This is a genomic window from Arcanobacterium phocae, assembly GCF_900105865.1.
GTDB classification, from domain to species: Bacteria; Actinomycetota; Actinomycetes; order Actinomycetales; family Actinomycetaceae; genus Arcanobacterium; species Arcanobacterium phocae.
In genome coordinates this window covers 813,477-839,328 of the sequence record NZ_LT629804.1, presented here as the reverse complement: position 1 = coordinate 839,328, position 25,852 = coordinate 813,477, and the positions used below count along the sequence as shown (strand labels likewise).

The following is a 25,852-nucleotide window of genomic DNA, read 5'->3' as shown; positions in this document are numbered from 1 at the left end:
ACGCTCCACGTATTCGGTTAGCCTAAGGCCCGAATCGAATCGACAACTAGGTGTGCAAACCGCTCCCAATCTAACGTGATAGCAACATTCGTACGGAACTGATCGTCGTCGAGAACCGGGAACGGATGAGTCATTGTTGGAATGTCGTTGAAAGCAGCAAACGTCATTCCACGAGTCCATGTTCCAGTTAATTCCACTGAAACAAATGCTTTACTGCACTGAATGATGCGCGGGTCAATCAGCGCTGCTACACAAACCGCATCGTGGATTGGTGGCGCTTCAAAGCCGAACTCCTCACGATACCTCTGCCCAACAAAGCCCCAAATATCAAGAACGAACCGTGCCAAGTCAGTATCAATTGCACGCACCCGGTCTTGCAGCTCAGCAGTAGCTAAGGCTTGGTGTGTTAAATCCAAGCCAACCATGGTCACTGGCCATTCATGTTCGAAAACTATCTGTGCAGCTTCCGGATCAGCATAAATATTGAACTCAGCTGCGGGAGTGGAATTACCGCGAGTATAGGCACCGCCCATCAACACAACTGATTTCACTCGGTCCACGATCGCTGGTTCTTTGCACACAGCTAGGGCAATATTCGTCAGCGGGCCAACTGGAACAAGATTGACGGTTTTTGCCGGTTCACGCATCACGGTGTCAATAATGAAATCGACTGCATGGCGCGGGTCGAGGTCCGTCTGCGGTTCTGGTAAAACTGGGCCGTCTAAACCGCTGGAGCCGTGGATTTCCGGGGCGATCACTTGTTTCTGTACGAGAGGCCCTGCGGCGCCTTTTGCTACCGGAACGGTGATTCCAGCGGCTGCACAAACAGCCAACGCGTTCCGAGTGACTTTTTCTAAAACCTGGTTGCCTGCCACCGTGGTGATTCCAAGAAGATCAATGTTGGAATTTCCGGCAGCCAGCAAAATCGCAATCGCATCATCGTGCCCCGGATCGCAGTCAAGAATTATTTTTTCCACCATTGGTTTTCCTTACAGTCCAGTGTGCTTCAGCTCTAGTTGGGGTGAGTACTTCCAGATATAAGAATACTCGTATTGAGTGACGACGACGATACACGTGTGGGGCTGTACCAATCTGGCACAGCCCCACACGCTAGGTCTGACTATTCCTTAGCCGTTAAAGCGTGGGAATGCCGAAGCACCTGCGTAAACTGCAGCATCGCCAAGTTCTTCTTCAATACGAAGCAACTGGTTGTACTTGCTGACGCGCTCGCCACGAGCTGGAGCACCAGTCTTGATCTGACCGGAGTTGGTTGCAACTGCGAGATCAGCAATGGTGGTGTCCTCAGTCTCACCGGAACGGTGGGAAGTCATTGACTTGTAGCCTGCACGGTGCGCTGCTTCAACAGCTTCGAAGGTTTCAGTGAGGGTACCAATCTGGTTGACCTTGACAAGGAGTGCGTTAGCCGCACCGAGCTTGATGCCCTTCTCAAGGCGCTCTGGATTGGTGACGAAGAGATCGTCGCCAACGAGCTGGACGCGATCGCCAACGTGCTCGGTGAGAGCCTTCCATGCATCCCACTCATCTTCAGAGAGCGGATCTTCGATGGAAACGATTGGATACTTAGCAACGAGCTCATCGTAGTACTTAACCATGTACTCGGTGTCGCGCATTTCGCCTTCGAACTTGTACTTGCCATCTGCGAAGAATTCGGTGGAAGCAACGTCAAGTGCGAGTGCAACGTCCTTGCCTGGCTCCAAGCCGACCTTCTTGATTGCTTCAACAATCAGGTCAAGAGCTTCAGCGTTTGAACCGAGGTTTGGTGCGAAGCCACCTTCGTCACCAAGACCGGTGTTCAAGCCACGATCCTTGAGGACGGACTTGAGAGCGTGGTAAACCTCAGCACCCCAGCGCAGAGCTTCCTTGAAGGTGGAAGCGCCGATTGGAGCAATCATGAACTCCTGAATGTCAACATTGGAATCTGCATGGGATCCACCGTTGAGGATGTTCATCATTGGGACTGGGAGAACGTGAGCGTTCGGGCCACCAAGGTATGCGTACAGTGGAAGACCAGCAGACTCAGCAGCAGCCTTAGCAACTGCGAGGGAAACGCCGAGAATAGCGTTAGCGCCAATCTTACCCTTGTTGTGGGTGCCATCAAGATCGATCAGGGCTTGATCGAGGTAACGCTGATCAGATGCCGATAGGCCAACGATCTCTGGCTCAATCACTTCGGACACTGCAGCAACAGCGTCAGCTACACCCTTACCACCGTAACGGGACTTGTCACCGTCGCGACGCTCAACAGCTTCGAACGCACCAGTGGAAGCTCCGGATGGAACTTCAGCGCGAGCGAAAACACCGTTATCTAATAGAACCTCAACTTCGACGGTTGGGTTGCCGCGAGAATCAAGAATTTCACGGGCAGCAATTGCCTCAATAAGTGCCACAAGGACTCCTTTAAATTGTTATTTTTGGTCTTGCAGTCTCGTACCAGGCTAGGCCCAGCACGTACTCTTCTATTGTCCTACGTTTTGAGCCATTTGGGTATCCCGATCGCAATACTGATGAATTTTACTCAATCTTTTTACATCTCTAGCCACATATTTTCCGCGGAATCACGGCTAAAAGTCCTATTGATTGAGAATTACGCGGGTGGCATATATTTTGTGATTCAGTCCGTTAGCACATTAGTAAACAGTTGAAATAGACGCATGTACGCCAGAACTCATGATACCGTTCACGACCAGTCAGTGAAATGCTACTAGTTTCCCGTGGTCTTACGAAAATAGCTGATCCATTATTGTTGCAACGACATCAATAATGTCTTCGTTTTCCAACGCTGTCTCGCTGCCCAAAACTGCACGCTGACTGTTTTTGCGCTGGACATCCGCTAACGGAACAAGCACCGTTCGTATCGCTGCTTTGGCAATACCTTTCGGATACAACCGTCGCATTCGAGCTTGACGGGAATCAGTTAAGACCACTGGCGCAAAGCGAATATTCTTCCCCATCACCGTAATTTCTTCGATGCCATATCCACGAGCCCGTTCCCGAAGTGCTGCTAAGGCAAACAGCCTATCTACTTCTACTGGAATCGGACCGTAGCGGTCGATTAATTCAACCCGCACATCATCTCGCTGTTGTTGGTTAACCGATGCCGCAATCTTGGTATAGATTTCAAGACGCAACCGCTCAGACGATACCCACTTTTCTGGCACATAGGCTTCTACCGGAAGCTCGATACGCATCTCGGCTTGCTGTTCAGCTTCAGTGCGTTTGTCTTGCCCGGTGAGCTGAGCAACTGCTTCAGAGACCATCCGCAGGTAGAGATCAAATCCTACTCCCGCAATATGCCCGGACTGTTCACCACCTAAAATATTTCCAGCACCACGAATTTCCAGATCTTTCATGGCAACCTGGATTCCAGCACCCAGCTCAGAGTGAGCGGCAATTGTGCGTAACCGTTCAATGGCGGTTTCTGTCATTGCTTTATCTTGCGGGTATAGGAAGTAGGCGTATGCTCGTTCGCGGCTTCTGCCAACTCGTCCGCGTAGCTGATGAAGTTGGGAAAGTCCAAGCTTGTGCGCATCTTCCACAATGAGCGTGTTGGCATTCGATATATCAAGTCCCGTTTCAACGATTGTGGTACACACTAGTACGTCAATGTCTTTATCCCAGAATGCTTGAATAACATCTTCGAGCTGGTTCTCCGTCATCTTTCCGTGCGCCACCCCAACTCGCGCTTGCGGAACAAGTTCAGCAAGTTGAGCAGCTACTCGATGAATCGATTGGGTGCGATTGTGGATATAGAACACTTGTCCATCGCGCAGCAGTTCGCGCTTGATGGCTGCCGCTATTTGTTTCGATTCGTGCGGTCCAACATACGTCAAGATTGGGTGCCGTTCTTCTGGCGGAGTTGCCAGGGTAGACATTTGGCGAATACCTGTTACCGCCATTTCCAATGTTCGCGGAATCGGCGTTGCAGACATGGAAAGCACGTCTACTGTTGGGTAGAGTTGCTTCAGCATTTCCTTATGCTCCACCCCGAAACGCTGTTCTTCGTCAATAATGACAAGTCCTAGATTCTTAAACCGCACGTCACCAGTGATGAGCCGGTGAGTGCCGATGACGATGTCGATACTTCCATCGCGCACACCCTTGCGAATCTCATCGGCTTCTTTGGCGGTTTGGAACCGGGATAGGCTCGCGACTTTAACGGGGAATCCCGCATATCTTTCGGTGAATGTTTCCGCGTGTTGTTGAACTAAAATTGTGGTTGGTACGAGCACCGCGACCTGCATATTGTCTTGGACGGCTTTGAAAGCTGCGCGCACTGCAATCTCAGTTTTTCCGTATCCGACGTCTCCCGAAATGAGACGATCCATCGGTTCCGGAGATTCCATATCCCGTTTGACTTCTTCGATCGTGGTGAGCTGATCGGGAGTTTCAACATACGAAAATGCATCTTCGAGTTCGCGCTGCCACGGAGTATCTGGTGAAAATGCGTGACCTTTTGTGGCTCGACGTTTAGCGTAGAGCCGGATGAGCTCTTTCGCGATTTGCTTGACGGCTGCGCGTGCTTTCGCTTTTGTTTTGTCCCAATCTGCGCCGCCCATTTTATTTAACGACGGCGAATCCCCACCAGAGTATTTTGATACCTGATCGAGTTGATCTGTTGGGACCCAGAGCTGATCGCGTGGCGCACCGCGTTTCGACGGCGAATACTCCAAAACAACGTATTCGCGCTGATTGCTGTTGTTGGCACCTAACGAACGTTTCGCTAGTTTGACGAACTGAGCTACACCGTGGCGCTGATGGACAACATAATCGCCAGGCTTCAGTTGCAGTGGATCTACCGCATTCTTGCGTCGTTTAGGCATGCCTTGCTGATTGGCGAAATTAGCTTTCTTGCGGTGCATAAAATCATTAACACCATAGACTGCTATCTGGCGTGCAGGATCAACGAAACCAGTAGGCATAGCAGCTGGAGTTACGTAAACAATGCCACTCGTGATAGCGGCTGGCAGATCCTCAACGAATCGCGAAGGAAACCCCGCACTTTCTATTTGTTCGGCTAATCTTCTGCCTAAACCTGCACCTTGCGTGGCAATGACAACTTGCCAATCTTTTTTAGCTAGGCCGCCCAGGTAATCGATCGAGGCATCAACGTTGCCACTGAAATTTTGTGGTTCGTGGATACCGAAGTCGATGGCAGCCGGAGAGGGCAAACCACCAATCGTCCACCATTCTTTTCCGCTTTCGATCACGGCAGCGCGAATATCTGCCGCCGGAATAAATGATGCTCGGCCAACATTGAGTGGAACTGCACCACCAGAGGCTGCCGCGCTCCATGCTGCTTCTAAAAACTCTTCAGTTGTTTCAATCAACGATTCGGCACGGGCTGTGACCCGTTCTGGTTCAACAACGATAAAACGCGACTGTGTGGGCAGATCATCATGCACCGGATGCATACTCGGCACCAAAATCGGAATCAGTGATTCCATTCCTTCAACCGCAATGCCATTCGCGATTTTTTCGAGCATATCGGTTGCTCCGGGTAGCTGAGTCATGACCTGACTAGCACGCGACCGCACGTCAGCTGTCAAAAGTAATTCGCGACACGGCGGTGCATAAACCTGAGCGCGAGCATGCAATGAACGCTGGTCTCCCACTGCGAAGGAACGAATCTCATCAACTTCATCGCCAAATAATTCCACACGCAACGGATGGGGTTCAGTGGGCGGGAAAATATCGATAATTCCACCTCTGATTGCAAACTCACCGCGCGACTCAATCATATCTACGCGGGTATATGCCGCCGACACGAGCTGCTCTTGCAACTCGTTCATATCAATTACGTCCCCAACACGAATCCGTACTGGTTTTCGTTCCCCTAAACCTTCAATAACTGGTTGCAATAGTGCACGGATCGGAATAATAACCACGAGCAGTGGTGGAAATTCTTCCGGATGTGCCAGCCTGCGGAACGTGAGCATTCGGCGCGCAACCGTATCAGAACGCGGTGAAAGCCGTTCATGAGGCAGCGTCTCCCAAGCAGGTAGCACCGCAATAGAATCCGGTGGCAGATACGATCCAAGCAAGGTTGCCATATCGTCTGCTTCCCGCCCACTTGCAGTAATAACCACATGCGTTTTCTTGATATCGCGTTCGCTGAGGCTTGCCAATAACGGGGCAACAGCACCGCGGGGAACCGAAATATCTGCATTCGTTCCGTTAAGAGCATCTAAAGACGGCGATGCAGTAAATACGTCAAGTAAGGGGTGAAGATCCATAATGGCTTTCTTTGTGTCAGTTAGGAGGCAGTATGCAATCGCATGGTGGCTTTATCGAGGCCATGATCAATAACATCGAGAACTGCGTCCGCGGCTAGTTCCAGCATAAGATCTAGTTCTTTGCGTTCACTTGCCGAAAACTGCGACAAGACGAAATCGGCCGGATCTTGCCGTCCCGGTGGACGTCCAATACCGCAACGCAACCGGATATAGTTTTTTGAGCCGAGAGATTGGGAAATAGATTTGAGACCATTATGGCCCCCTTCGCCACCGCCACGCTTAAGCTTCAACGTGCCAAATGGCAAATCTAATTCATCGTGAACAACAATGAGATTCTCAGTATCGCCATGATAGTAGGACATCAGCGAGCTTACTGGCCCACCTGAAGTGTTCATATATCCCATTGATACGCCAAGGATAACCTGTTCACCCGGCACTCCTGGTGCTATTCCGTAACGAACAGATGCCGATTGCGTGTTGCTCTGTTTATGGACACCCAACCGGCTTCCCAGCCGGTCAGCCACAATATCAACCACCATATGCCCAATATTGTGGCGCGTAGTAGCGTATTTGGCTCCTGGATTACCTAATCCAAAAATAGTGTACACAATCAGTTCCCTCCCAAATCAATGAGCTTACTTATCCTTTATAGCGGACAGCTCCACCACAATTATGAAACACATCAGCTAAATGAGCGTGAGGCCCGTCCCCACCAGGGCCGGGCCTCACATTCAAACAAATGAATCACTCAGCGTCAGCAGCTTCGTCTTCAGTGCCTTCTTCTGGAGCTTCCATTGCCGGAACTGCGATCACAACAACAACTGCTTCTGGATCGAGCTCAACCTCAACGCCTTCTGGCAATACGAGATCAGCAACGGTAACGTGCTTGCCATCTTCGAGGCCATCAACGTTAACGACGATCTGCTCTGGAATTGCGGTAGCGTCAGCCTTCGCCATAACCTGAAGCATTTCGAGTGTTGCAGCAGCTTCGCCAGCTGGCTCGCCTTCGATGACGACTGGAATTTCAGCGTCGACCTTTTCGCCCTTCTTCACGCGGAGGAAATCGACGTGTTCGATCAAACGGGAAAGAGCGTTACGCTGAACATCCTTGACAATAGCGAGTTCTTTTTCGCCATCAATTTCGATGCTCAACAAAGCGTTTGCATTGCCACGAACAGCCATGAATGTTGAGTGGTAATCGAGTTCGAGGTGGACTGGGTTTTCACCGTGACCGTAAAGAACGCCTGGAAGCTTTTCTTCACGACGTAGACGACGAGCTGCGCCCTTGCCAAATTCGGAACGAACGGAAGCCTTCAAAACTTCAACCATGATATGTACTCCTTGTTATTTTATGGACAGCCTCGATACCGGAGGCTACATCCCTCAGGAGTGTAGACACCGCGTCGATAACGGAACTCCCAAAAAATGATGGGGCTCCCTCGCCGAGGCAACCCCATCATTATACCCGTCTTTATGAACGAGATAAAAGTATACGTGTCAAAATCACATCTGATACTGGACTAGAACGCACCGTCGAACATCGAGGTGACCGAACCATCGTCGAAAACTTCGCGAATCGCACGCGCCAAAACAGGTGCAATCGACAGTACTGTTAGACCATCAAAACGCTTCTCTGGCGCAATTGGCAACGTATCGGTCACAATGATCTCGCATGCACCCGATTCCATCAACCGTTCCCGTGCCGGGCCGGACATCGGCGCGTGGGTAGCCGCAACGATAACGTCTTTCGCTCCAGCTTCAAGAACAACACGAGCAGCGCCCGCAATAGTACCGGCGGTGTCGATAAGGTCGTCAACAATGATCGCGGTACGGCCAGCAACATCGCCCACCACACGATTAGCGGTAGCTTGGTTTGGTCGCGAAATATCGCGCGTCTTGTGAACGAATGCCAACGGCACACCGCCCAATCGGTTACCCCACTGTTCAGCAACCTTGATACGTCCAGCATCCGGGGAAACGATGACAGATTCTTCCGGACTGACCCGGGTACGCACATAATCAACAAGAGTTGGCATAGCCCACAAGTGATCAACTGGACCGTCAAAGAAGCCCTGGGTTTGCGCAGCGTGCAAGTCAACCGACATGATACGCTCAGCACCAGCAGCCTTGAACAGATCCGCCATTAAACGCGCCGAAATAGGTTCGCGACCCTTGTGCTTCTTATCCTGACGGGCATAAGGGAACGACGGCAAAACCACCGAAATACGCTTGGCTGACGCACGCTTGGCCGCATCAACCATAATAAGCGCTTCCATAATCCACTTGTTCACTGGAACATCGATAGATTGAATAATGAACACGTCCGAACCACGAACTGATTCATCGAAACGAACATAGATTTCCGAGTTAGCAAATTCGTACGACGTCGTTGGCGACAATTCAATGCCAAGTTCTTTCGCTACCGCTTCTGCCAATTCTGGATGTGCGCGCCCAGTGGCGACAACGAGGTGCTTTTCACCGCTTGTGTGGATGCCTGTCATGCCCGACCATTCTTTGTGTTGTCCAGTTTCAGTAATGGCCAGCTGGCCACCACTCCAGCTTGTTACCCTTCGCGCATCACCGTGAATGGTGAAATGTACGTATCGTGCGCTATCGACGTCGACGAAGCAACCGTGTGCGGAACTACTGCCCGCTCACCTACGGAAACATCAACGAGTTCCGTGTTGGGCCCGACGACGGCGAATGCGTCAACACGCGTATTGCCGCGAAGAATTGTACCTGGGTGGACAATAGCGTCCGGCGCAAGCTGAACATCTACCTCAATATGGGTAGAAGCCGGATCGATAATTGATACTCCACTGCGCATCCAGCGTTCCAAGAGACGACGGTTCTTTTCCGCTCGCAACGTTGCCAGCTGAACCAGATCGTTCACTCCCTCAGCCTGAACTGAATCTGCTAAGACGTATGATGCCACGCTCTTACCTTCGTCAACTGCACGGGCGATAACATCAGTTAAATACATTTCGCCTTGAGCATTGTCAGTGCCGAGCGTACCAAGCACCGAACGAAGGAAATCTGCATCGAAAATATATGTTGACGTGCCGATCTCTTTAATCGTGCGCTGTAAGTCAGTGGCATCTTTTTCTTCGACGATACCAATAACTGGGCCAGTAGCCTGCGGAGTCTGCGCAACTTCATCCGAACCAGGCGCCGCGGCACGCAAAATACGACCGTATCCGAACGAATCTTCAAGAACAGTGGAAAGAACAGTGACCGCGGCACCAGAATCACAGTGAACACGGTTAAGCTCAGCGAGTGTTTCTGGTTCAAACATCGGCGAATCGCCGGCAATAACAAGCACTGAACCATGCAAATCATCTGGCAAAACGTTCATGCCACACCACGCCGCTCGGCCAGTTCCCTTAATATCGTCCTGGTCAGCTATCAGTACATGTGGCGCAATCTGGCTCAAGTGTTCAACCACACGGTCACGTTCATGCCGTACCACCGCAACAATATTTTCCGCCCCAGCTCCTGTTACTGCAGCAACTGCATGCCCAACAAGGGAACGACCACAGAGAGATAGGAGCACTTTAGGGGTTTGCGATTTAATACGGGTTCCTTTACCAGCAGCAAGAATAATAGCTGCGGCGAGTTTCTGACTCACTGGTGCCTCCTCGGCTAGCCGAACTCAAGAACACAACGCTTCGCATGCATTGTTTCGCTCCGCCACTAGGATTCGAACCTAGACAAGCGGTTCCAAAGACCGCTGTGCTGCCATTACACCATGGCGGATTACTTGTTTTATTGTGCCAGCTTATCCGTTCGGTTTCCACTCACGCGGGCAATTAACCCGATATGGCGTTCCCCACCCCAGAATTTGTGCGCACACATAGCCATTATCTACTTCCTCATGGTAGTGAACCAAACGCCGTCGTCGTCATTGGTTTCGCAACTGTAGGTATGCGAGAATAGCGTTATGGCACGTACTGCTAAATCACCTACTGATCCACCAAAACGCCAACGTATGACGCGCGTTGAGCGGCGCACTCAGCTTATTGGAATTGCGCGTCAGCTGTTCGCTGCACGCGGCTATGACGCGGTGTCTATTGAAGAAATCGCGAACGCTGCTGACGTTTCAAAACCCGTTGTTTATGAACATTTTGGCGGCAAAGAAGGCCTCTACCAGGTTATCGTTGACCGGGAGACAACCGCCGTCAACACGATTCTGGATCAGGCGTTATCGGCAGGGAAGGGACCGCGTGAGTCACTCGAAGCCGTCGTCCTCGGATTGCTGGACTATATCGAAGAAAATCCAGATGGTTTCGGACTGATGGTTCACCAGAGCCCTGGCGTGCTCGCCGGCGGTGAGTTCTCTACTATCATTTCCGATATGAGCGACCACCTCAATGAACTACTGGCTACCTACGTTGAAAAACTTCAATTCCCAGCTGACGCTATTTCGCTCTATGCCCACATGCTGTCCGGACTGATGGGAATCGTTGGCCAATCGTGGGCCATTAACCGGCAACTAGACAAGCATGTTATGGCAGCTCATCTTGTTAACCTTATGTGGAACGGTTTGCATCGGCTCGAAGCAGAGCCAAAGCTTGTCACTCCACTGCCCTAACAACCCAGCTTGGCAACAGCTAGATACTTGACTTATATAAGAAAAATCAGAAAGGAGAACTGGTGAATTTACACATCAGTAATCTTCACAAGCGCTTCGGGGATACCGTTGCACTCGATGGCATGGAGTTCACGGTACAACCGGGCGAACTCTACGGCTTTGTTGGTTCGAACGGAGCCGGAAAGACGACGACGATGCGCATTGTGCTCGGCGTATTGTCTGCAGATTCCGGCACAGTGACACTCGATGGCAAAGAACTTGATTTCGCTACTCGTAAAACCTTTGGTTATATGCCTGCCGAACGCGGACTATATCCGAAGATGAAGGTTGGCGCACAGCTTATTTATTTGGCCCAGCTCCAAGGCCTATCAAAGAAGGACGCGACTCGCGCCATGTTGTATTGGACCGAACGTCTCAATATTGATAAGCGACGTAATGATGAGGTCCAGGCACTGTCCCTAGGTAACCAGCAGCGAGTTCAGCTCGCGGCTGCGCTCATTCACGATCCGGCGGTTCTTGTTCTGGACGAACCGTTCTCTGGCTTGGATCCGGTCGCGGTTGACGTGATGAGCTCAGTGTTGCGTGAAAAAGCCGATGCCGGAGCCACTGTGGTTTTCTCGTCACATCAGCTTGATCTAGTGGAACGTATGTGTGAACGAGTCGGTATTTGCGCCGAAGGCAAGATCGTTGCTGAAGGCAAGATCGACGATTTACGCGCCAGCGCCGAGAGCAACCTTATTGTGCGCACCGGTGGAGACGTGAATTCCCTCGCAGATACGGTACGTTCACAGGGGTTCTCTGTTATTCACACGTCACACAACGTGCTCGAGATCGCGATGCATGCTGGTGACGATTCTCAACGGATTCTGCAAGCTGCGCTAGCTGCTGGCCCGCTCCTGGAGTTCGCCCCACAGCGCCCGCATCTTCAAGATATTTTCAAAGGCGTGGTTTCGGCCCCGACTATTGATGAGGCAGAAGAAGAGACTCCAGCAAAGAAGCGCGGCTTAGCTGCCCTATTTGGAAAGAAGAAGTGACATGCTAGGACTGATTATTAAGCGGGAAATGACCGCGCTACTCCAGACCCGATCAAATCAGATTTCCTTCGTGGTTATGCTCGTTCTTATTTTCGGCGGCGGCATTATTGCCAACCTTGTGATGAGCGGTGACGACGATTCTGCAGCCCCGGAAACATCGTATGTTGTGGGCGTTGAGAAATCTGCCGCCGATGCTGCCGAATTTATTCAAGCTGCGCTACCTGCTACCAGCACCGAAAGTATTGGTGACGGCGAAGGCGAAGAGTGGCTGACCGATGCAGTAGAAGCCCAAGCTGACGACGAAAACACTGATATCACCTACGCTGTTGTTGGCGGAACTCCTGCTGAACCGACCGTGATTTTCCCTAATTCAAGTGCTATCAGTGGCAACTTCGGCGAAGCAGTGAATCGTGGCGTGACATTCTGGATTGCCAGCGAAAACTCCACCCTGACTCCGGATGAAGCCGCTTCAGCGATTACCGGTGCTGACGGCGCAAATGTACGGGTCTTGGATTTATCATCTGACGATAACCTCATCGCTTCTAACCCGGTTGGCTACTTCACCGCACTCGGTGTTGTGATTCTGCTTGCCACCGTTATCTTGGGAGGTCTAGCAACAATCTCAACTGGAGTTGTCGAAGAAAAGTCCTCGCGCGTCGTCGAAATTATTTTGGCGTCCGTCAAACCACGGACGCTACTGCTCGGAAAGATCCTCGGAATCGGCACAGTGATTATTGGCCAAGTCGCCTGCTATATTGTAGCCACGTTTATTTCACTGAAAATTGCGGGAGTGTCGTTGCCGCTACTGAATCTTTCATCACTCGCGGTATGGACGATTCTGTGGTCTATCGTCGGCTTCTTCACCTTCTCATTGATTGCAGGTGCGCTGGCAGCAACCGTCTCTCGCCAAGAAGATCTTGCTCCGATCACCGGTACGCTCACGATGCTCACCTTCATCCCGATCTATGGCGGATTCTTCCTCATCTCGGCAATGCCTGACGCAACCATCACGAAGGTCTTGTCATACATTCCATTCATGTCATCCTTCATGATGCCAATCCGGCAGTCCTTCGGAATCTCTTCACCCACTGAACAAATCATCGCATTTGTGCTGGGCGTCGTAGCTATCCCACTGTTGGCAGCATTTGCTGGCAAGCTTTACCGCAATTCGGTTTTGCATTCAGGTAAGCGCATGTCTATCAAGCAGGCATGGAAGCAAAGCAAGTAACGTTACTCGAACGAATGGAGCAGCCGTCTCATGTAGGCGGCTGCTTCGTCACTTTCAGCCGCACTAAATTGTTCTAAAATCTGCGCTTCGGTGTGAAGCAGATCCTCAACTGCGCCATCAATCAGCGACAGCCCCAACTCAGTAGCTTGCACATAAACAACACGCCCATCGTGTTCGCCCGATTGGCGAACCAAGAGCTCTTTAGCTGCCATCCGATCGAGCCGGTTCGTCACCGTCCCAGAAGACACCAATGTTTCTTTCATCAGTTGACCGGCGGTTAGGGTGTGGTTGCTGGTGCGCCGCAATGCCGCCAACATTTCAAATTCCCACGTTTCCAGCCCATTGCGCGCGAACACAGTTTTCCGCATCCGCTCAATATGCCGTGTCAGGCGCAATAACCGCGAAAAAATAGCGAAAGGAGCTGTGTCTAGCTCTGGGCATTGATCCTGCCATGCAGTAATAATCGCATCGACATCGTCGCAAATTGAATTGTCGGAAGACATGGGGTCATCAGTCATAGAAGGCTCCGGTTGAGTGTGCAGGATATAGGGTGTGCGTTAAGCGCCATTGCTTGACGCACACCCTTACCATACCTTGACATCAAAATATAATCTACGGACTTTAGGCCGTATCGCTATCTCCATAACACTGCAATAGCAACAGCAATAAGCATAAGCGCTGCTGCTAAGGCGAAAAATAGGAGGTTTTGAACAGTACCATCAGGCAACTCGCCCGAATCCGCTTTCTCACGCATGACTCCACCGGAGCCCATGATCACCAGTGCTATTATCGCTTGAATAACAACCTTCGTGATGTTATTCGCCAGCGCAGTGCCAATTCCTACACCATCAAGCAAATCAGGACTCATCACAATAAAAGAATTGACGATAGCCAAAAGCACGCCAGCACTCAAGTATTTCGTTAACCGACTCATGACAGGCTCCTATCTACAAATGTTATTCCATGGCAACCATGTAGAAGCTGCACTACCAGCAGCTCCACAAAGGAAACCCCCAAAGCCAGTAGCAACAGAAACCGGCGCACAAACCAATCCGCCCCACGCCACCGACCATATGAAATTGCCCCAACGTGCTCTTGCACATCCTTCTTTTGGCGATACTCGTGGGTACGAGGCTCCGCCTCCCCCAATATCTATTGAAGGGATGATTGCATACGGAGAAATATCATGCAATCTTGGGGAATTTGGCAAGATGGGCTGAAATTCGTTGGATGGGGTATCACGAAAGATGTCCAATTCGCCATTTGACGCTCCAAAGTTATCAGGGTGAATCAAGACTTGACGACCACTATCACCAATTTCTCCACCATTATCAACGGAATTTGACGTCAATTCTAAATCCCCGAACTGAGCACTCAAGACCAGACTAAGCGATAAAAAAAATGCAGAAATTTTCATCTTTGAAATCCTTCCATGTTACTTTCTATTACTTCCGTTAGCTACATTCATAGCTTACCTAAATCATACCATCTCACATCAATACATTTACTATTTCTATAAAAATTCTACTTCTTCGGCAACAGCCATCCATTCTTCTTCAAGCGCATCTAACTCGTCTTGAGCCTCAGCCGCCTCTTTCCCAAGATCTATCAAAGCCTCAAAATCACCGCTCGCTGCCGCATCAGCCTGCTTCAACCCAATCTTTTCCAACTGTTGACGCACCTTATCCATCTTGCGTTCCAGACGCGCCATATTTTTATGCACTAACCGCTCTTTGGCCGCATCCTTCGTCTTGGTAGGTGCTGCCACGTGTGGACCGGCATCGCCGTCGTCGGAACGTTCCTTACGAAGCTGAGCCGCCAACTGCACGTACTCATCCACCCCACCAGGCAAATCACGCACGTGCCCGTCGAGCACCGCAACCTGGTGATCGGTAATCCGCTCCAACAGGTAACGATCGTGCGATACCACAACCAAGGTACCCGGCCACGAATCAAGCATATCCTCGATCGCCGCCAACGTATCGGTATCCAAATCGTTGGTCGGCTCGTCAAGAAGCAACACATTTGGTTCCCCAACCAGCAACCGCAAAAGCTGCAACCGTCGGCGTTCTCCACCGGAGAGATCGCCCACCTGCGTCCACGCCCGCTCCCGGGTAAAACCGAGCTTTTCCACCAACTGCGCGGCAGTCATTTCTTTCTTGCCCACCATAACGTGGCTAGCAATATCATGAACGGCCTCAACCACTCGTCGAGTCGCAATATCGTCAAGCTCTTTAGTTTCCTGGGTTAGCACCGCAAGGTTCACTGTTTTGCCGCGCTTAACACGGCCCGTCGTCGGTGCTAAAACACCACTAATCAGCCCAAGTAACGAGGACTTTCCAGCACCGTTACCGCCCACGATTCCCAGGCGCTCACCTGGCGCTAATCGTAAAGTTACGTCATCGAGAACCGGCTTTTGGTCATCAGCATCGCTCGCCGAATCATAAGAAAAAGACACGTCGATCAGATCAATAACGTCCTTACCTAGCCGGCTCGTAGCCATCTTAGCAAGCTCGAGTGAATCGCGCGGCGGCGGTTCGTTCGCAATCAACTCATTGGCAGCCTCAATACGGAATTTCGGCTTAGAGGTGCGGGCCGGTGCACCGCGCCGCAACCATGCCAATTCCTTACGCAAAATATTGTTTCGCTTTTCTGCAGTTTGTTGCGCAATCCGGGCACGCTCAGCACGCTGCAAAATATATGCCGCATAGCCGCCCTCGTAGGTTTCAACATGGCCAGGCTGCGGATTATGTCCGCCAGCACCGTCGTTGCCAGGAACAACTTCCCACAACCGGTCACACACCGCATCCAAGAACCAGCGGTCGTGGGTAACAACCACAAGTGCGCCCTCGCCCCGGCCAAAGCGCTCATTAAGATATTTAGCAAGGAAGGTAACGCCTTCGATATCTAAGTGGTTGGTGGGTTCGTCAAGCACAACCACATTCGCATCCGCCGCCAAGGTTGCCGCGAGCGCAACCCGGCGTCGTTGCCCACCAGAAAGCTCAGTCACCCGCCGATCAAGCGGAACATCAGGCAACAACCCCTCATGTAAATACCGGATGGCTGAATCCGACGCCCACACGTATTCCTCAGTATTACCGTGGATCGCTTGGATAACCGTCACATCTGGAGCGAACGAAATCGCCTGGGAGAGAACCGAAAACCGGGTTCCATTCATCATGGTAACTTGCCCGCTATCCGGTTCTAACACGCGGGTCAAAAGTTTGAGCAAAGTGGACTTCCCGCCACCATTTGGGCCAACAATCCCAATCTTGGCGCCGTCTTCGATAGAGACGTTAATATTGCCCAAAATTGGGCGCGATCCTAACGCGATCGAAACGTCTTCAACACCCAAAATATGCGCCATCAACCCGGCCTTTCTTTAATGATCACAATGCGTGCACAAAGTTAGGGAATTTGAGCTTTTCTTCAAAAAACTGAGCCGAAATAGCCATATATGCAAACTGTATGCACGCACTGGGTTTTATCTTACTAGATAAGTTCCACGAGCTGGCCCAGTGGCGACCACCGCCGTTAAGCCCGGGAACAACTGTTCAAGACGAGCCGCTAACGAATCCAGCCGGCTTGGTTCAGCTAACACCGCAATCGTTGGGCCTGAGCCAGATAAAAGCACTGCATGTGCCCCCAGAACGCCCGCCGCGATATGGGCGCGTATCGTGTCGATAATATGTGCCACATCCGGCCGTAGTGAGCGAGCCGGCTCTTCTAAATCATTGCCGACAGCACGGCCAAGCAGTCCCCGATGCTCGCTACCGCGGGTTGGCCCGGATATCACGGCGCGCACATCATCAGTAGTATCCGGCGTTGCGCGCCCTAATCCGAGCTTATCGAACTCACGAAATACTGCCGGAGTGGATAGTCCCTGCTGGTTAAGGAGCATCACCCAGCCATGAGTTTCTGACGACGGCAGCTGCGTCAATTGTTCCCCACGGCCAATCCCGTGCGCTATTCCTCCCATCAGGGAAAACGGCACATCGGAACCGAGTTCGGCAGCACACTCATGGAGCTGTTCGGGTTTAAGACTCAGTTGCCACAATTCGTTCAGCGCCACCAGTGTTGCCGCAGCGTCGGCGGACCCGCCAGCCATACCACCGGCAACCGGGATACGTTTTGTTACCGCCAGGTGCGCTCCTAAGTCAGCTGGCACAATATCGAGGCTTGTGCAATGTCCAAACCGGTCCCGCAATAACCGTGCCGCCCGAATCACCAGATTAGAATCATCAACCGGTAGATCTTCCCCGATTCCGCTAATACTCATCGCTAGGTCCGGCGCGAGCTGAACTACGACGTCGTCACGCACATCCAACGCCTCAAACACCGTATCTAACGGGTGAAAACCATCTGGGCGCGACGCACCCACTCGCAACGCAATATTGACTTTCCCCGGTGCAGACGCATGCACTACCCTATCCATATTCATGCTTCTATTATTCCCTGTTACCAACCGCAAACAACAAATTGGGCGGTCCGGAATCACTCCGGACCGCCCAATCTAGTCAGTTTTTATCTAGGCAAGCGTGACCGTTGCAGCCACATCTTCGAGCATGGCATCACCTTCATGCACATCCACTGATTTCACTTGAACTTTTTCTGTGAAGACCACTGGAGTGATGAGGTTCTTTCCCGCTGCACGCAAAGCTTTTGCGTCTACTCGCATAATCGGAGTACCTGCACTCACATGCGTTCCCGTTTCCACAAGAGCGGTGAAGCCTTCACCGTGAAGTTCAACTGTGTCAAGTCCGATATGAACCAAGAAATCCACGCCGGAATCAACATGCATTGTGAACGCGTGCAAGGTTTTAAACATCTTGCCAATTGTGCCATCAATCGGTGCACACACAACGAGTTCGTCCGCTTGAGGGTCCGGATTAACTGCGTATCCCGTACCGAGCATACCTTGCGAGAATACCGGATCGGGCACCTCAGTTACGGGCACTACAGCGCCGGGGAAAACCGGGTGAAATTCAACTTTTTTCTTGCCTAGACCAAACATTAGATCTCCTGCTCGCCGTTCAGTGATACTTCCGAGGCACGCAATAAGTCTGCAACCTCGTCATATACAAACTGTACCTGCGGGCCAACCACAACCTGAACTGATCTTTGCGATGGGCGAATGACTCCCGCCACACCAGCAGACTTGATGGTCTTTTCACTCACCTTGACGTAATCTTTGACGACGGTGCGTAGCCGCGTAGCACAGTAGTCGATGGACTCGATGTTCTCGATACCACCCAAGCCTTCAATAACGGTGGCAGCAACGCCGGAGAATTCGGTGTCACTAGCAAGTTGAACGTTCTGCTCCTCGGCATCGTCAGCGCGACCAGGCGTCTTGAGGTTCAACGCGCCAATCAGGAAGTAGAAGACAACGAAGTAAATTGCAGCGAATACCAAGCCCTGGACCAGCAACATATACCATTCGTTTGCCAACGGGTTACGAGCCGACAGAACCATATCGACCAAACCAGCGGAGAAGCCGAAGCCGGCCGTCCAGTGGAACATTGCAGCCAAGAATACCGAAATACCGGTGAGGACTGCGTGGACGAGGTAAAGAACTGGAGCAACGAACATGAATGCGAATTCGAGAGGTTCGGTAACACCGGTAAAGAAGGATGCAAGAGCACCAGCCATCATGAGCGAGCCGACTGCCTTCTGCGACTTAGTGTTTGCGCGCAGGTACATTGCCAATGCCGCAGCTGGCAAACCGAACATCATAACTGGGAAGAAGCCCGCCTGGTAACGGCCAATTTCACCAACAACGGTACACGTTCCGTTAGCCCATACGCCCACGCCCGGGCAGGAAGCCGCATCGGTTGCTGCTGCAGCAGCTGCGATGGTCTTACCACCGCCGAGGAAGTTACCGATATCGTCAATTCCAATAACATCGAACCAGAAGATCGAGTTCAATGCGTGGTGCAAACCGGTTGGGATGAGCAAACGGTTAGCGAATGCGTAAATACCTGCACCGAGTGCGCCCATGCCCTGGATGGACTGGCCAAAGTGGAACAAAGCCGAGTACACAAATGGCCAAGCAAAATAGAGAACGCCAGCCATGACGATAGCGAGCAACGAAGTGAGAATTGGAACCAGACGTCGGCCGGAGAAGAAGGCCAAGAATGGTGGAAGCTTGGTGCGGGAGAACCGGTTGTAAACCCAAGCTGCAAGAATACCGACGAAGATACCAACAAGGACGTTCTTGTCGCCCATTGCGCCCCATCCTTGGGATGCCCAATCGAGCTTGGCAGCGCCGTCGAGCTTATCTAGGTCAATTCCCTGGAAACCCGCAACTGACTTTTCATTCAAAAGCATTTTGATCGTTGCGAAGCCGATAAAGCCGGACAACGCAGCAGCACCGTTGTTGTCGCGTGAAAGGCCAAAAGCTAGCGCGATCGCGAACAGCCATCCAAGATTATCCAGAACTGCTGCGCCTGACTTGATAAGGACAGCAGCGACTACGCTGTTCGAACCCCAGCCAGTAGGATCGAACCAGTAGCCGATACCCATCAGGATTGCAGCTACTGGCATGACAGCAACTGCGCCCATCAGCGCTTTACCGAGCCGTTGTAGGCTCTCCATAATTTTTCCGTTCACAGTAGTGTGTCCTTCTTATGTATGTTGTGTGCCTGAAACTTGCCGCCACCCGTGCAAAAATACCGCCAAATAGGCGGATTCGTTCGCAATATGGGTAGCGTGAGCATCTGGCCCTGCAATATGTGTAATGATCTGGCGCGCTAGTCCAAATTCCTCCGGCAATAACCGTTCCACCATTGCCGTAGTGGTATTAGAGCGCCATATATCTTGCTGAATGCGGGTAATGAACCCGTTAACGGTGAGCAACAATTCTGCCATGTTGCCATGCTTGTCGTCGCCAAAGGAACGATTGACAAGATCTACGATACTTCCTAGCTGGTTAGCTTCAGATAACGGCTGTTTGACTGTTGCTCCGCTACGTGCCGCATTGAGATGCAATGCGATGTAGGCTGCTTCGTCAGTGGGAAGTTCGACGTCGAGCTTCTGATTAACGTAGTGAACCATGATTTCGGCTGCGGTAAATTCCGCTGAAAAAGCGACTTTGACTTCTTCTACGAGCTTGTTACGAATGGTGAGCCCACTGCGGTGCCGTTGCACAGCAAAAGCCATGTGGTCTACCAACACAACATAGACTGACGGATCAAGATCTTCGATTATGCTTGTTGCGAGTTCAACCGCTTCCGTAACTGTGTCAACTAGTTGCGGATCGAGCGCGTTAGCCGAAGTGAGGAAATCAATTTTGTCCGGGCTAGCTTCAATAAATTGGCGCTGTGCATCGCCGGCTGGGATGAAATCTCCCGGTCGCTTCCCAAAACCAATTCCTCGCCCGGCAAGAACTCTCTCTACTCCATCGATACTGACAAGCACCGCATTGTTATTGAAAATTCTCATCACGCGAGCAGCAGACTGAACCATATCGCTCCTCGTTGAGCGCACCGTATTTCGGCGCCCATCTGGTCATGCCTGCTTACCAGTAACACCCAGGATTTTTACTCTTTAAATATAAGGCACCCTGGAGCGTTTCGCAATATCTTTCGTAATCTACGCCACTTTTTTGGCGCGGCAAGCAATTGCGATGAATTGGTCAACCGTAAGTTTTTCTCCGCGAAGCGACGGATCGACGTCGGCCGCACGCAAAATTTCTTCGGCACGCGCTGGGCTGCCCGCCCAAGTGGAGAGTGCGGCGCGTAAAGTTTTGCGACGCTGTGCAAAAGCCGCATCGACGACGGCGAACACGTCACGTCGATCCACACCTTCTGGTTCTGGGTGGCGGCGCATATGCACTAATGCCGAATCAACATTGGGTACTGGCCAAAAAACATTGCGGGAGATTTTTGCGCCACGCCACACATCGGCATACCAGTTCGCTTTCACTGATGGCACCCCGTACGTTTTAGAGCCCGGCTGAGCCGCTAACCGATCAGCTACTTCAAGTTGAACCATCACGGTTACTGTTTCTAATGTGGGCAGCGATTGAAGCAGCGTCAGGAGCACTGGCACAGCCACGTTATACGGCAGATTCGCTACTAAGTGCTTAGGCATGAACTGATCCGTACACTTGATTACATCTGGCACGGCAAGATCAGCCACAGACAAAATATCCATCGCATCTCGGTTGGTGACCGCGAAGTTAGCTACCGACTCCGGCTGGACCTCGGCAATGGTAGCCGGCAACGCATTGGCTAAAGGCGGGTCTATCTCGATTGCAGAAAGGATAGCTCCTGTTTCTAAAATGGCCAACGTGAGAGAGCCAAGCCCTGGTCCGACTTCAACAACATGGTCTCCAGCTACCACTCCGGCATCGCGAACTATGCGCCGCACCGTTCCGGCGTCGTGGACAAAGTTCTGCCCCAAAGTTTTCGTTGGACGAATATGAAGTTGTTCAGCAAGTTGGCGAATCTTCACCGGTCCAAGAAGAGGAACGGGGTGGTGGCTCATTTTTTCCTCACTGTACTGGGTTTAGTACCAGCCGACAGAATGTGAATGGTTTAGTGCGCCGCACGGTGTTCCGTAACGACCCGCAATATATCCCAGACCCCATGTGATCTGTGTTGCCGGGTTAGTCTGCCAATCGGCACCTGCAGAAGCCATCTTTGACCCCGGCAGAGCTTGCGGAATACCGTATGCGCCTGAGGATGGATTGTTTGCCAAGTGGTTCCATCCTGATTCGCGATGCCATAGTTGATCGAGGCAAGCGAATTCTGCTTCCGACCAGCCACGAGCCGCAACCATGTCAGCCGCGATTGAACGTGCAGTTCCAGGTGCAACTGGCGCTGCATTAACTGGCACTGCGACAGCTGACTTAGCGCTATCTTTAGTACCGACCTTGATGACGGTCGGTTCAGCTGGGGTAGTTATCGCATCAACACTAACTGCACGGCTTGTTTCCTTACCATCATGCTTAGTAATCACAACGGTCCGAGTTCCCTGGCCAGCTTTACCTTCGCTGACTTTCTTCTCTTGTCCCTTTGGCAAAGTTGGATCGTCTTCACGCTGGGTTTCTGGTTCAACATCGTACGTTTCCGATACCGTCTCAGTGGTTACGCGAGTAATGGTAACTTGAGCGCCGGCTTTAATCGGTTTATCTAATGGAGCCGAAACAATATCTGCTTCGTTAATCTCAATGCCTGCAGCAGTTAGCGCGTCTGCCAAGCTGGCACGCGCAGAAGTATTAATCTTTCGAGTCTTACCATCAACGCTCACCATAAAATGCGACGTAACGCCATCGATCACTGGAGTATGCTCCCCCAGCGAAACAGAAGCGACCGCCAGCTCAGCTGCTGACGGGCCACTTGCCATCGCCATATGTTTAGGAACATTATCGACGGCGATACCCAAACCAATTCCCGCAACCAAAGCTACTGCAGAGCTGATCCCCACACCTTGCATCATGGTTGCTTTACGAGATTTACGGACGACGGCGTTATCCTCGTCCACTTGTGCAATAACCAGATCATGGTTCATCTGCTCCGCAAATGGAGTCGAAGGAGCTAGTGAAACTGGACGAGTACGTGGCAATGCAAACGTTTGCGGAGCAATCGCTGGAGTCTCCCTAATCGCCGGGATTTCCCCGGTAGTTGCGGTACTACGCTTGGCTGCCTCAGCTGCTGCGGCTGCGGCCGCTGCTGCTCGTTCTGCCGCTCGCCGCGCCCGGCGCGAGCCTGGCTTTGGCGGAGTCATCGCAGACAGTTGAGTTTCATCCATTGGTTTTCTCCACGTCTAACATTGGTTAGTTATCTGATGTATACCCATCGTAATCAAATTGTAACAATTAGTCACGCCAGGGTGCGACGCCTAACAAATAAGATCCGACAAATTCTATATCCCATATACATTTCGGGTGTTGTTATCTATTATCGAGCACCAATCCTCGAGGCGCGTGCCACGCCGCTGAGCCATAAATCGCACGGTATATCCTACGCCCCAAGCAACATTCGGGTGCCCCCTAAACGGAACTGGTGTCAAATAGGGCGCGTCAGTCTCTACCAAAATTAAGTTATCTGGCATGGCATCAAATGCTTCCTGTAACTCTACGTTCGGGCCATACGTCAACGGCCCGGCAAACGAGGCATACCATCCGTGTTCGGCACATAGCTGAGCCATTTCGCGACCACCCGAGAAACAATGGAATACCGTCCGCTCCGGTGCACCGTCAGCTAATAAAATATCAATCACATCAGCATGCGCATCTCGATCATGAATCTGCAACGGCTTACCGAGCTCTTTCGCTAGCGCAATATGCGCACGGAACGCATCCTGCTGTGCCTGCTTACCATTGTCACCAGTACGGAAATAATCCAAACCAGTCTCACCTATCGCAACCACACACGGATCTGCGCTCAGTTGCGCAACTTTCGCTACGGCGTCGTCCAACGATAATTCATCATGCCACGGATCCACATGCGGTTCTAGACCGTCAGGGGCGACCTCACGCACTCCCGCATGCAACGCAGCGTCGTTAGGATGAATCGCTAACGCTGCCCAAATCTCAGGAACATCACGGGCAAGATCGTGGGTAAACTCCAGCATCGGCACTTCGCAGCCTGAAGAAATCGCCGCCCGTACCCCGGCCTTCGCCATTCCATCACGCAACGTTGCCAGCAAAACAGGCATTCGCAAATTTCCGGCGTCGTCCGTATTCTGAACCGGTGCATCCCCGTCAAGACCCACTGCCGGATCTGGGGAAATATGCGTATGGTTATCAACAATAGGAACCGGCAGCCGGTCCGGAATATCCAGGACCAGCCGCCGACGTTCTTTCTTAGCTTTCGAGCTACTCATCTACCTGCCAATTACTCTGCGATTCCAAGTCGCTCAAGCTCTTCAGCAATGACCGATTCATCAAGTTTGGCAAACACTGGTTTCGGCTTAGCGATCGGGGTGCCCGGAACAACTTCGCGTGGTTCCCACGGACGAACCTGAGAATAGTCACCGGTAATAATCGGATATGGATAATCGGTATCCAAATCAGTCACTTCTTCGACACGTGGCATCGGCGCGATATCACCGGCGCCACCTAAGATCTTGTCGATCTGGTTCGAGGAGTGCGGCAAGAATACGCTCATCATAGTGTTCAGGTCAGACACCGCCTGCACTAACGTGTTCAGCACAGTTGCCAGACGTTCGCGCTGCTCGGGAGCCTTCAACTTGAACGGCTCAGTACGAGTGACGTAGGTGTTAGCCTCGCCAACGAGACGCATAATCTCGCTGAGCGCAGCGCGCTGCTGGTGCGAGCCAATGAGCTGACCAACCGTATCGAAACCGGCGTGGATGGTATCGAGCAGCGTATTATCGATCTCTTCACGCTGAGCTGGCGTTGGAACTTCGCCGAAATTCTTCGCGATCATAGCACCGGTGCGGTTCACCAAATTACCCCAGCCAGCAACCAATTCCGAATTATTCCGGCGCACAAACTCCGCCCACGTAAAGTCCGAATCCGATGTTTCTGGGCCTGCAATAGAAATGAAGTAACGCAACGCATCTGGCTGATAGCGTGACAATACGTCACGCACATAGATAACCACGTTCTTCGACGACGAGAACTTCTTCCCCTCCATCGTCAAGAACTCCGAGGCAACAACCTGGGTAGGCAAATTGAGCTTTCCGAAATCGCGCGCCTGCCCACCTTGGGAACCAGCACCGTTATAGGCCAACAGCTCCGCCGGCCAAATCTGAGAATGGAAAACAATATTATCTTTGCCCATGAAGTAGTAGGACAACGCCTGTGGGTTCGTCCACCATTCGCGCCAGTCCTCTGGGCTTCCCTGGCCGTTAGCCGCCCGGCGGCGAGCCCACTCAATCGATGCTGAAAGATACCCAACTACCGCATCAAACCACACGTAAAGGCGCTTGTTTGGCCTGTCTTCCCAGCCTGGGACTGGGATACCCCACGAGATATCGCGGCTCATCGCACGCGGGCGAACGTCGTCGAGAAGATGCTTCGAGAACGAGATAACGTTCGGACGCCACGATCCATCGCGTTCCACCTCATCCAGCCACTCCCCAAGCGCACCAGCAAGCGCTGGCAGATCAAGGAAATAGTGCTCAGTGGACGTAAAGTTTGGTGTTAAACCGGAAACCTTAGAGATCGGATCAATCAAATCCTGCGGATCAAGCTGGTTACCGCAGGTATCGCACTGATCGCCGCGCGCCCCGGCAGCGCCACAAATCGGGCAGGTTCCCTCAATGAAACGATCTGGCAATGTGTTACCGGTCTTAGGGTCGATTGCCACCAGTTGCTCTTGCACAATCATGTAACCGTTATCACGGCATCCTTCGAACAAATGCTGGACAACATCAACATGGTTCTGGGTTGTGGTGCGAGTAAACAGATCGTAGGACAATCCGAGGTTAACAAGATCCTCGGCAATAATGCGGTTATTCTTGTCCGCCAACTGTTGCGGAGTAACACCTTCATTATCTGCAGCAACCAGAATTGGCGTGCCGTGTTCGTCGGTGCCCGAGACCATGAGCACATCGTGCCCAGCCATGCGCATGTACCGCGAAAAAACATCAGAAGGGACACCAAAACCAGCAACGTGACCGATATGGCGAGGACCGTTGGCGTATGGCCAAGCTACAGCAGACAATATCTTCATACCTATAGATTACGCGCCTATTGCTGTGATACGAAACTCCATGTGCCTATCTCACGTTCGCCACGTATGCTTAGAATATAGTCAAAGATGACAAACTT

General features: G+C 51.8%; 22 protein-coding genes and 1 tRNA gene. 3 read left to right on the top strand and 20 right to left on the bottom strand.

Features of this window, described 5'->3' with window-relative positions:
- Nucleotides 1-17 precede the first annotated feature (17 nt).
- The 8 genes from BLT51_RS03575 to BLT51_RS03540 form a co-directional block, all read right to left on the bottom strand.
- The gene (locus BLT51_RS03575; RefSeq protein ID WP_197672592.1) at nucleotides 18-980 is read right to left on the bottom strand and encodes a nucleoside hydrolase; all 963 of its coding nucleotides are present in this window, start codon (nucleotides 978-980) and stop codon (nucleotides 18-20) included.
- A gap of 147 nt (nucleotides 981-1,127) precedes the next feature.
- Entirely contained in the window at nucleotides 1,128-2,408 is a 1,281-nt protein-coding gene (gene eno / locus BLT51_RS03570) for a phosphopyruvate hydratase (protein ID WP_091280001.1), read from the bottom strand.
- Between the two features lie 330 nt (nucleotides 2,409-2,738).
- On the bottom strand, nucleotides 2,739-6,254 hold the full coding sequence (gene mfd, locus BLT51_RS03565) for a transcription-repair coupling factor (RefSeq protein WP_091279998.1): 3,516 nt from the start codon (nucleotides 6,252-6,254) through the stop codon (nucleotides 2,739-2,741).
- A gap of 20 nt (nucleotides 6,255-6,274) precedes the next feature.
- On the bottom strand, nucleotides 6,275-6,862 hold the full coding sequence (pth, locus tag BLT51_RS03560) for an aminoacyl-tRNA hydrolase (protein WP_091279996.1): 588 nt from the start codon (nucleotides 6,860-6,862) through the stop codon (nucleotides 6,275-6,277).
- Between the two features lie 136 nt (nucleotides 6,863-6,998).
- Nucleotides 6,999-7,583 carry a 50S ribosomal protein L25/general stress protein Ctc gene (locus tag BLT51_RS03555; RefSeq protein WP_091279994.1) on the bottom strand — a complete coding sequence of 195 codons (585 nt, stop codon included), beginning with the start codon at nucleotides 7,581-7,583 and terminating at the stop codon, nucleotides 6,999-7,001.
- Nucleotides 7,584-7,774: 191 nt separating this feature from the next.
- Complete coding sequence (locus BLT51_RS03550) at nucleotides 7,775-8,755, bottom strand: ribose-phosphate diphosphokinase (protein WP_091279991.1); 981 nt, start codon at nucleotides 8,753-8,755, stop codon at nucleotides 7,775-7,777.
- A gap of 62 nt (nucleotides 8,756-8,817) precedes the next feature.
- Entirely contained in the window at nucleotides 8,818-9,882 is a 1,065-nt protein-coding gene (locus tag BLT51_RS03545; protein WP_091279989.1) for an NTP transferase domain-containing protein, read from the bottom strand.
- 57 nt (nucleotides 9,883-9,939) lie between these two features.
- A tRNA-Gln gene (locus BLT51_RS03540) sits at nucleotides 9,940-10,010 on the bottom strand.
- A 184-nt stretch (nucleotides 10,011-10,194) separates the two neighbouring features.
- On the opposite strand from BLT51_RS03540, the gene BLT51_RS03535 reads away from it, so the two are divergent.
- From BLT51_RS03535 to BLT51_RS03525, 3 genes are all read left to right on the top strand, one after another.
- Entirely contained in the window at nucleotides 10,195-10,845 is a 651-nt protein-coding gene (locus BLT51_RS03535; protein ID WP_231943982.1) for a TetR/AcrR family transcriptional regulator, read from the top strand.
- A 62-nt stretch (nucleotides 10,846-10,907) separates the two neighbouring features.
- Nucleotides 10,908-11,879 carry an ABC transporter ATP-binding protein gene (locus BLT51_RS03530; protein WP_231943981.1) on the top strand — a complete coding sequence of 324 codons (972 nt, stop codon included), beginning with the start codon at nucleotides 10,908-10,910 and terminating at the stop codon, nucleotides 11,877-11,879.
- A gap of 1 nt (nucleotide 11,880) precedes the next feature.
- The gene (locus tag BLT51_RS03525) at nucleotides 11,881-13,107 is read left to right on the top strand and encodes an ABC transporter permease (RefSeq protein ID WP_091279984.1); all 1,227 of its coding nucleotides are present in this window, start codon (nucleotides 11,881-11,883) and stop codon (nucleotides 13,105-13,107) included.
- 2 nt (nucleotides 13,108-13,109) lie between these two features.
- On the opposite strand, the gene BLT51_RS03520 is transcribed toward BLT51_RS03525, so the two are convergent.
- From BLT51_RS03520 to metG, 12 genes are all read right to left on the bottom strand, one after another.
- Nucleotides 13,110-13,625 (bottom strand): MarR family winged helix-turn-helix transcriptional regulator, encoded by a 516-nt coding sequence (locus tag BLT51_RS03520; protein WP_091279982.1) that lies wholly within the window; start codon nucleotides 13,623-13,625, stop codon nucleotides 13,110-13,112.
- A gap of 116 nt (nucleotides 13,626-13,741) precedes the next feature.
- Entirely contained in the window at nucleotides 13,742-14,041 is a 300-nt protein-coding gene (locus tag BLT51_RS03515) for a hypothetical protein (protein WP_091279980.1), read from the bottom strand.
- A gap of 9 nt (nucleotides 14,042-14,050) precedes the next feature.
- Nucleotides 14,051-14,524, bottom strand: a complete 474-nt coding sequence (locus tag BLT51_RS03510; protein ID WP_091279978.1) for a hypothetical protein — start codon at nucleotides 14,522-14,524, stop codon at nucleotides 14,051-14,053.
- Between the two features lie 96 nt (nucleotides 14,525-14,620).
- Nucleotides 14,621-16,474, bottom strand: coding sequence for an ABC-F family ATP-binding cassette domain-containing protein (locus BLT51_RS03505; RefSeq protein WP_172801309.1), 1,854 nt, complete (start codon nucleotides 16,472-16,474; stop codon nucleotides 14,621-14,623).
- A 117-nt stretch (nucleotides 16,475-16,591) separates the two neighbouring features.
- Nucleotides 16,592-17,548, bottom strand: coding sequence for a 4-(cytidine 5'-diphospho)-2-C-methyl-D-erythritol kinase (locus BLT51_RS03500; RefSeq protein ID WP_231943980.1), 957 nt, complete (start codon nucleotides 17,546-17,548; stop codon nucleotides 16,592-16,594).
- A gap of 87 nt (nucleotides 17,549-17,635) precedes the next feature.
- Nucleotides 17,636-18,121: a PTS sugar transporter subunit IIA gene (locus tag BLT51_RS03495; protein WP_091279971.1), complete on the bottom strand. Its 486-nt coding sequence runs from the start codon at nucleotides 18,119-18,121 to the stop codon at nucleotides 17,636-17,638.
- Complete coding sequence (gene nagE / locus BLT51_RS03490; RefSeq protein ID WP_197672591.1) at nucleotides 18,121-19,716, bottom strand: N-acetylglucosamine-specific PTS transporter subunit IIBC; 1,596 nt, start codon at nucleotides 19,714-19,716, stop codon at nucleotides 18,121-18,123. Before nagE ends, BLT51_RS03495 begins: the two co-directional genes overlap by 1 nt.
- 15 nt (nucleotides 19,717-19,731) lie before the next feature.
- Entirely contained in the window at nucleotides 19,732-20,571 is an 840-nt protein-coding gene (locus BLT51_RS03485) for a PRD domain-containing protein (RefSeq protein WP_091279968.1), read from the bottom strand.
- 126 nt (nucleotides 20,572-20,697) lie between these two features.
- Nucleotides 20,698-21,594, bottom strand: a complete 897-nt coding sequence (gene rsmA / locus BLT51_RS03480; protein ID WP_091279966.1) for a 16S rRNA (adenine(1518)-N(6)/adenine(1519)-N(6))-dimethyltransferase RsmA — start codon at nucleotides 21,592-21,594, stop codon at nucleotides 20,698-20,700.
- Between the two features lie 21 nt (nucleotides 21,595-21,615).
- A complete protein-coding gene (locus BLT51_RS03475) occupies nucleotides 21,616-22,860 on the bottom strand; it encodes an aggregation-promoting factor C-terminal-like domain-containing protein (protein ID WP_091279963.1) in 1,245 nt (414 codons plus the stop codon).
- Between the two features lie 114 nt (nucleotides 22,861-22,974).
- Nucleotides 22,975-23,937: a TatD family hydrolase gene (locus tag BLT51_RS03470; RefSeq protein WP_091279960.1), complete on the bottom strand. Its 963-nt coding sequence runs from the start codon at nucleotides 23,935-23,937 to the stop codon at nucleotides 22,975-22,977.
- Nucleotides 23,938-23,948: 11 nt separating this feature from the next.
- On the bottom strand, nucleotides 23,949-25,754 hold the full coding sequence (gene metG / locus BLT51_RS03465) for a methionine--tRNA ligase (protein ID WP_091279957.1): 1,806 nt from the start codon (nucleotides 25,752-25,754) through the stop codon (nucleotides 23,949-23,951).
- Nucleotides 25,755-25,852: the final 98 nt, after the last annotated feature.

Coding starts and splice junctions, on each gene's coding strand:
- metG (WP_091279957.1), bottom strand. CDS start 25,754: ATGAAGATATTGTCTGCTGTAGCTTGGCCATACGCCAACGGTCCTCGC.
- BLT51_RS03475 (WP_091279963.1), bottom strand. CDS start 22,860: ATGGATGAAACTCAACTGTCTGCGATGACTCCGCCAAAGCCAGGCTCG.
- BLT51_RS03525 (WP_091279984.1), top strand. CDS start 11,881: ATGCTAGGACTGATTATTAAGCGGGAAATGACCGCGCTACTCCAGACC.
- BLT51_RS03495 (WP_091279971.1), bottom strand. CDS start 18,121: ATGTTTGGTCTAGGCAAGAAAAAAGTTGAATTTCACCCGGTTTTCCCC.
- BLT51_RS03505 (WP_172801309.1), bottom strand. CDS start 16,474: ATGGCGCATATTTTGGGTGTTGAAGACGTTTCGATCGCGTTAGGATCG.
- BLT51_RS03470 (WP_091279960.1), bottom strand. CDS start 23,937: ATGAGTAGCTCGAAAGCTAAGAAAGAACGTCGGCGGCTGGTCCTGGAT.
- mfd (WP_091279998.1), bottom strand. CDS start 6,254: ATGGATCTTCACCCCTTACTTGACGTATTTACTGCATCGCCGTCTTTA.
- BLT51_RS03550 (WP_091279991.1), bottom strand. CDS start 8,755: ATGACAGGCATCCACACAAGCGGTGAAAAGCACCTCGTTGTCGCCACT.
- BLT51_RS03485 (WP_091279968.1), bottom strand. CDS start 20,571: ATGGTTCAGTCTGCTGCTCGCGTGATGAGAATTTTCAATAACAATGCG.
- BLT51_RS03510 (WP_091279978.1), bottom strand. CDS start 14,524: ATGAAAATTTCTGCATTTTTTTTATCGCTTAGTCTGGTCTTGAGTGCT.
- BLT51_RS03555 (WP_091279994.1), bottom strand. CDS start 7,583: ATGGTTGAAGTTTTGAAGGCTTCCGTTCGTTCCGAATTTGGCAAGGGC.
- BLT51_RS03520 (WP_091279982.1), bottom strand. CDS start 13,625: ATGACTGATGACCCCATGTCTTCCGACAATTCAATTTGCGACGATGTC.
- BLT51_RS03575 (WP_197672592.1), bottom strand. CDS start 980: ATGGTGGAAAAAATAATTCTTGACTGCGATCCGGGGCACGATGATGCG.
- BLT51_RS03535 (WP_231943982.1), top strand. CDS start 10,195: ATGGCACGTACTGCTAAATCACCTACTGATCCACCAAAACGCCAACGT.
- rsmA (WP_091279966.1), bottom strand. CDS start 21,594: ATGAGCCACCACCCCGTTCCTCTTCTTGGACCGGTGAAGATTCGCCAA.
- BLT51_RS03515 (WP_091279980.1), bottom strand. CDS start 14,041: ATGAGTCGGTTAACGAAATACTTGAGTGCTGGCGTGCTTTTGGCTATC.
- BLT51_RS03500 (WP_231943980.1), bottom strand. CDS start 17,548: ATGAATATGGATAGGGTAGTGCATGCGTCTGCACCGGGGAAAGTCAAT.